Genomic DNA, 5,554 nt, shown 5'->3' with positions numbered 1-5,554 from the left:
GTTGCCGGCTACGTAGGGACGAGGAGACGGACGGAGCCCCCGCCACTTGACCTTCGACGCCTTACGGTGGTCAGTCCGAGTCGAGAGCGATGGCGATGTCGGTGATGGACAGGGGGAACGCCTCTCCGATCCTGGTGGCGGCGCCGGTGAGCAGGTCGACCGTGTGGAGCACCGCGTCGCCGTTCGGGAGGACGAGGGTGGCGAAGCCCGAGTTCGAGATGGTCTTGCCATCGCTCAGGTCGCTGTAGATGTCCAGGCCGGCGTTGGTGGCGGCGTCCTGGCCGAGAGCGCCGGTCGGGGCCAGCAGGCCGTTGTTGGCCGGCGATTGGACGACGACCTGGTCGGTCGCCGGGTTGAGGTCGAACAGTGTGGTCACGGTGTCGCCGTTGAGATCGTTGTTGGTGTACGCGGCGGCGGTGACCCCGGTGATCGGCGGGCCACTCGGAGCGGAGCTCAAGACGGAGTCCGAGATCGTCATACCGGTGGCGAGGTTGTGCCGCAGGTTCTGGCCGGTGTCGCTGATCACCCGCAGCCGGTCGGCCGCCGGGTTGAAGTCGACGCCGAATGTGGCGCCTTTCAGCCCGACGCTGAGTTGGGAGACCTTCGTGACGATGACGTCCTGGTTGCCCGTGGGCAGCGAGATGGTGTAGATGCCGCCGTGGTTACCGACGGCGTAAAACTTGCCGTCCTGTACCCGGAAGTCGATCCCGATCACGAAGGTGTCGTTGACCAGCCCGGAGATCCGCCTGACCCAGTCGAGCTGTTCGGGCTTGTTGGTCAGGAACGTGGCCATCAGCCGGCCATCACCGGTGATCCCGAAGGCCCGCAGCGGGGTGGTCGTGGTGGAACCCGAACCCGCCGCCGTACCGGGGCCCGCCGATCCGACGGTGATGACCGCCGCGGTCGCCAGCGCGATCACCGCGGTGATCCCCTTCTTGATTCGTCCCTGCATCGATTTTCCCTCATCGTGTCGGGCCGGCCGGTTCGGCCGGCAGCCGTGTGGTCCGGATGTGCCGACGCTGTCGTCGGCATGAGCCTTACCTAGAGTGGGAGGCTTTGTCGTCGTAACATATGTTGAAACAAGCAGCCAGGAGAAGGGTCAGATTGCGATTTACCGCAACGCCTACGGTTGTCGCATTTCACCTTTACAATCGGCTTGACAGGGCAGTGGTAGTGCGGCAATAGCGGAGTGTCACCCTCGGGTATTCAAGCGGTCCGACGGCATTAGCCTGAAACAACAGAAAGGTGCCCCCTGAGCTGCAAGGATTCGAGTGTCGAAGTCGTGTCCAGTGCAGAAACAGGCGCACCCTTCCGGTGAACGCGCGTACCGGGTGCCGAGCGGGCTGACCATGGCCCTTGGCGGACTGCGCCGGCAGGGCGGCAGGCGACCTGGCGCGACAATTGTGCGAAGCGGCGCCGTCGGACTCCACCACCCGCCGTGCGCTGGCCGGCCTGGACGGGCCGATGCTGACCCGCATCATCGACATCGCCGCCACCGCATCACCTCGGCCTCGGACAAGAGCGGCCGGCGGTCACGTTCAAGAAGACCCACGGCTTTCACTCGCTGGCCCGCAGGTGGTGCCAAGCCAAGATCCTTGTCGGGGTGGATGGCGCGCAGTGCTGGATGCTCCGGCCCGTGCGGGCCGCCAACCTCGGCCACTACCTGGGCTGCTGGGTACGCCTGGTGACGCTGCACGATCAAGACGATTCGAGCGCCGGACCGGCCACCATGCGCTACCGGCTCTACCATCTGCCCGCCCGGCTGAGCACCCACGCCAGGCATCGCTACCTGCGACTCGAGCGCGCCTGGCCCTGGGCCCAGGCGTTCGTCATGGCCTGGTCGCGCCTGATCGACGTGCCCGGCCTCGCCTGAGGGCCGGACCCCGCCGCAACGATCAGGAAGGAGCCCAGCGCGGGCCCGTGGAACCCGGCTCCCCCGCAGCGTCATGCGACGGCCCACGTAACCGCATCGGGGACATTACTGGCAAACTGCGGAGCCACTCACAGAACAGCTGCTGACGAATCGAGGTTGCCGCCGATGACCGGGCGCGATGCTTATCCGGACTGTTCGCGATGCTGGACGTCGCGCCATGGCGAGCTAGCATGAGGATGTGCTCGGCCAGAAAATTTGATGGGTATTCGGACCGACGTGGTGCGCGAAATGGCACGCGCACAAAAAGGGGAGATCGACCAGCGTGAGCGACCTGCTACGATTATTGATGAAACGATCGGACGCAAACGCGCGAGCCGAAGTCAGCGCGTATATGCGCGAGTTACCGGAATACAGCAAGGAGGCCGCCGACCCGAAGGCGTACGCGGATACGCTGGACTACGCCGTCTGGTTTCGCCGGCGTACGGTCGAGCGCGTCAGCGAAGATCAGCCGCTCGTGGCCGGGGACCTGTCCTTCATCGGGGACATCGGTCAGCGGCGGGCGCGGCGCGGGTTCTCCCTCGATACGGCACGGCGGGTGCTGACGCTGCACGCCAACCTGATGCTCCGCGAGATCTACGACGCGGCTGAGGGGCAAGACGTGCGGGAAGTGCTGCACTTGATGTCGTGGTTCGGCTCCCAGGGCACGCGAGGCACCGACTCCTATCTCACGGCGTACATGGACGAGCAGCACCTGCGCCTTTCCGTGGCGACCCGGGTGCGTACGCTCACCCAGCTGCTGCTCGCCGGCGACGCTACCGCCCCCAGCCTCGCGCGCAGCCTGGGCGTTGACCTGCACGAGCACTACCTGGTGGTCATCGTCAGGGTGCCCGGCCAACTGTTCGGCCGCGCCGACACCACAACCGACACCACACACGACGAGCTCGTCGCGAGCGTGTTCAAAAGCCACCTCGTACCACTGTGCTGGCAGCAACCGAACGAGCTGCTCGCTCTGGTGCCGCACGACGGCTCCCTGTCGTTGTCTCCCCTGTCGTTGTCGCCCATGGCATCGGAGGGCGACCGGCTCCTGAGCTTGGTCCGCGAGATCGTGGGACGGGTGGGCCGGCCCTGCGCGGTGGGGACGGCCGCCGGCCCGGTGAACGCCCTGACCAAGACGGCGGAGCTGGCACGGCGCGTGGCCCACGTCGCACCGGTGGAAACCACGCCGCGAACCGTCTGCGGAGTCGCCGACGTCTTCGTCGAACTCGGCGCCGCCCAACTCCCCGAGGTCGACCACTGGTTGCGGGAGATCGCCCGCCGCCTGGCGAACGGGCCCGATCTGGTGCTGACGTTGAACGCCTACTACCGCGCTGACATGAACCGGCTCGCCACCGCAGCCGCCCTGCACATCCATCCCAGGACCTTGGACTACCGCCTGCAACGCGTACGCGACCTGGCCATGGTCGATCCCGGCTCGGTGCGCGGTGTGCGAATCTTGAGCACCACCGTCGCCCGGGTTCTGGCCGGTGCCTGGACCTGAGCCCAGACACCAGTTCCCGACGGCACCCTGAACGCGGCCGGTTGCGCTCGCGTACCAGGTGGTCGCGTACCAGGTGGTCGCGTGGCGGTGGCCAGTCCGTCCCCGCCCAGCCGAGGAGCCATCCCATCACGAGGCCGGCGATCAGGGCCAGGGCGGCGCGCACCGCCCGATCGCCCGTCAGAGCCAAAGATCATCTCGTAGCCCCGCGTATCCGGGTCACACCCTCTGGGCGAGGCCGGCCTGCTGACCTCGGCCGCCACGGTGCTCACCGTGCTGGCGACGATGCCGCTGTGGCGGGTGAAGGCAGAGGTCAGCCCTCGCACGTGAGGCGGCCCTCGGCGGGGACGCGCAGGCGCAGCAGGTAGTCGTCGACCGCCCGCCGGGTGCAGGCCGTGCGCTGGTAGACGCCGTGGCCCGCTCCCTCGTAGGTCACCAGCGACGCGCCCCGGCCGAGTTGCCGGCGGACGCCGACCGCCATCGCGTGCCCGGTCGCCGGGTCGTGACGCGCGTTGACCAGCAGGATCGGAGGAGTGCCCGCCGGCACCTTCAGCCGGTGCTGGGGGTTGCGCGGCTCGACCGGCCAGACCGCGCAGGTCAGCGCGAACGCCTGGGTGTCGGGCTGGGTACGCATGTGGGGCGCGACCCGGCGCATCTTCGCGGCGTGGGCGGCGAGCCGCCGGTGGTCCGGGATCGTCAGCCGCCAGTCCTGGCAGGCGGCGGGGGCCGGATGCTCGATCTCCCGCACCTCCGGGCCCGGCCGGCCGCGTACGACGCCGCGCGGCCCCGGCCTGCCCGACTCCAGCGAGGCGATCCGCTCGGCCAGCCAGGAGTAATCCGGTCCCATGAGGCCGCCCAGATGCGCCTCCGTGGCCAGGTCGTACGCGCTGAGCACGCGGCCGGCCAGGGCGGGATCGCGCAGCGTCCCCCGGTCGGCCCGGGCCATCAGCCCGTCCCAGACCCGCGACACGTGCCTGCCGTGCAGCGCGCACGCCCGGTCCCGGGCGCACCAGCGGCCGAACGCCAGCAACGCGTCCTCGGCGTTGGCCGCCTGGCTCACCAGGAAAGGGCCGGTGGGCAGGCTGTGGTCGAGGACGCTGTCGAGCGACATCGCCCGCAGGTTGCTCCCGAACAGCTCCGCGTAGTGCTGCCCGGGCAGCGTTCCCGCGGACACGCCGTGGTAGCTGATCGTGCGCTCGCCGAGCGCGGCCCGTACGGCGTCGAGGTCCCGGGCGAGGCTGACCGCGTCGAGGTGATCGGCCACCGGGCCGGTGCGGCGCCGGCAGTCGGCGGCCAGCTCGACGGCGTACGCCCGGAGCCGGTCGAAATCGGCCTGGTCACGCGGCGTGGGCAGGGGCTCGCGCCGGACGATGTCGGCCGAGCACCGCACCGGGGAGCTGCGTCCCACGCCCCGCGGGTCGAAGCCCACGACGTCGAATCTGGCCAGGATCTCCTTGCTGAAGTACGTGTTCGCCTCACCCTGGACGAACTCGGTGCCCGGCCCGCCGCCGACGTTCACCGCCAGGACGCCGATGCGCCGCCCCGGCTCCGCTGCCTTGAGCCGGGCCACCGCCAGGCCGAACGTCGCCCCGCCCGGCCGGCCCCAGTCGACCGGGACGTGCAGCACACCGCACTCGACGGCCCGGTTGGCCGCACACGGCGCCCACGCGATCTCCGGCCCCAATGCCGCGGTGCTGCCCGGCAATGCGGTGCTGCCCGTGACGAGCACAGTGCCCGTGAGCACCGCCGCCAGCATGCGCGCGAATCCCACCATGAAGCTCCTCCTTCGCGACGTGTCGAATGCCCATCCAAGGTGGTGCGGCGGGCGGGCACAGGAGTCCCAGCACCCAGTCCCGGGGGTGGGCAGGCCCTACCTCGTACAGTGGCGGCCATGGAAGTGGCACAGGCGCTGCGCGGTGCTCCCCTGCGCTTCGTCGCGTCCACCTGGCCGCTGCGCACCGCGGCCTACGTACTCACCGGCGTGGTCAGCGGCCTGCTGGCCCTGGTGTGGGTTCCGGTGGCGCTGGTGGCGGGCGCGTACGTGCTCATGCCGCTGCTGACGTCCCCGCTCGCGGCGGCCGAGCGGCGGCGCGTCGCGCTCCTCGGCGTCCCCGCGCTGCCCGACCCGCACCGCACCCCGGACCGCG

4 protein-coding genes and 1 pseudogene are annotated in these 5,554 nt (G+C 69.8%); 3 read left to right on the top strand and 2 right to left on the bottom strand.

Translation table 11 applies throughout. The features are described from left to right. Positions 1-70 precede the first annotated feature (70 nt). The gene (locus tag DQW85_RS28695; protein WP_205315484.1) at positions 71-952 is read right to left on the bottom strand and encodes a DUF4394 domain-containing protein; all 882 of its coding nucleotides are present in this window, start codon (positions 950-952) and stop codon (positions 71-73) included. A 651-nt stretch (positions 953-1,603) separates the two neighbouring features. On the opposite strand from DQW85_RS28695, the gene DQW85_RS28690 reads away from it, so the two are divergent. Together DQW85_RS28690 and DQW85_RS28685 are read left to right on the top strand one after the other, a co-directional pair. Beyond that, positions 1,604-1,873: a transposase gene (locus DQW85_RS28690; RefSeq protein WP_205315483.1), complete on the top strand. Its 270-nt coding sequence runs from the start codon at positions 1,604-1,606 to the stop codon at positions 1,871-1,873. Positions 1,874-2,195: 322 nt separating this feature from the next. Next, on the top strand, positions 2,196-3,410 hold the full coding sequence (locus DQW85_RS28685; protein ID WP_113702990.1) for a PucR family transcriptional regulator: 1,215 nt from the start codon (positions 2,196-2,198) through the stop codon (positions 3,408-3,410). Between the two features lie 310 nt (positions 3,411-3,720). Here DQW85_RS28685 and DQW85_RS28680 read toward each other — a convergent pair whose 3' ends face one another. Further along, positions 3,721-5,181: an alpha/beta hydrolase gene (locus tag DQW85_RS28680; protein WP_113702989.1), complete on the bottom strand. Its 1,461-nt coding sequence runs from the start codon at positions 5,179-5,181 to the stop codon at positions 3,721-3,723. A gap of 117 nt (positions 5,182-5,298) precedes the next feature. On the opposite strand from DQW85_RS28680, the pseudogene DQW85_RS28675 reads away from it, so the two are divergent. After that, positions 5,299-5,554: pseudogene (locus DQW85_RS28675) on the top strand (hypothetical protein); the annotation flags it as partial.

Source organism: Nonomuraea lactucae (genome assembly GCF_003313395.1).
GTDB lineage: Bacteria > Actinomycetota > Actinomycetes > Streptosporangiales > Streptosporangiaceae > Nonomuraea > Nonomuraea lactucae.
Note: the sequence above shows the minus strand (reverse complement) of the source record. Positions and strands in the feature narration are given on the sequence as shown.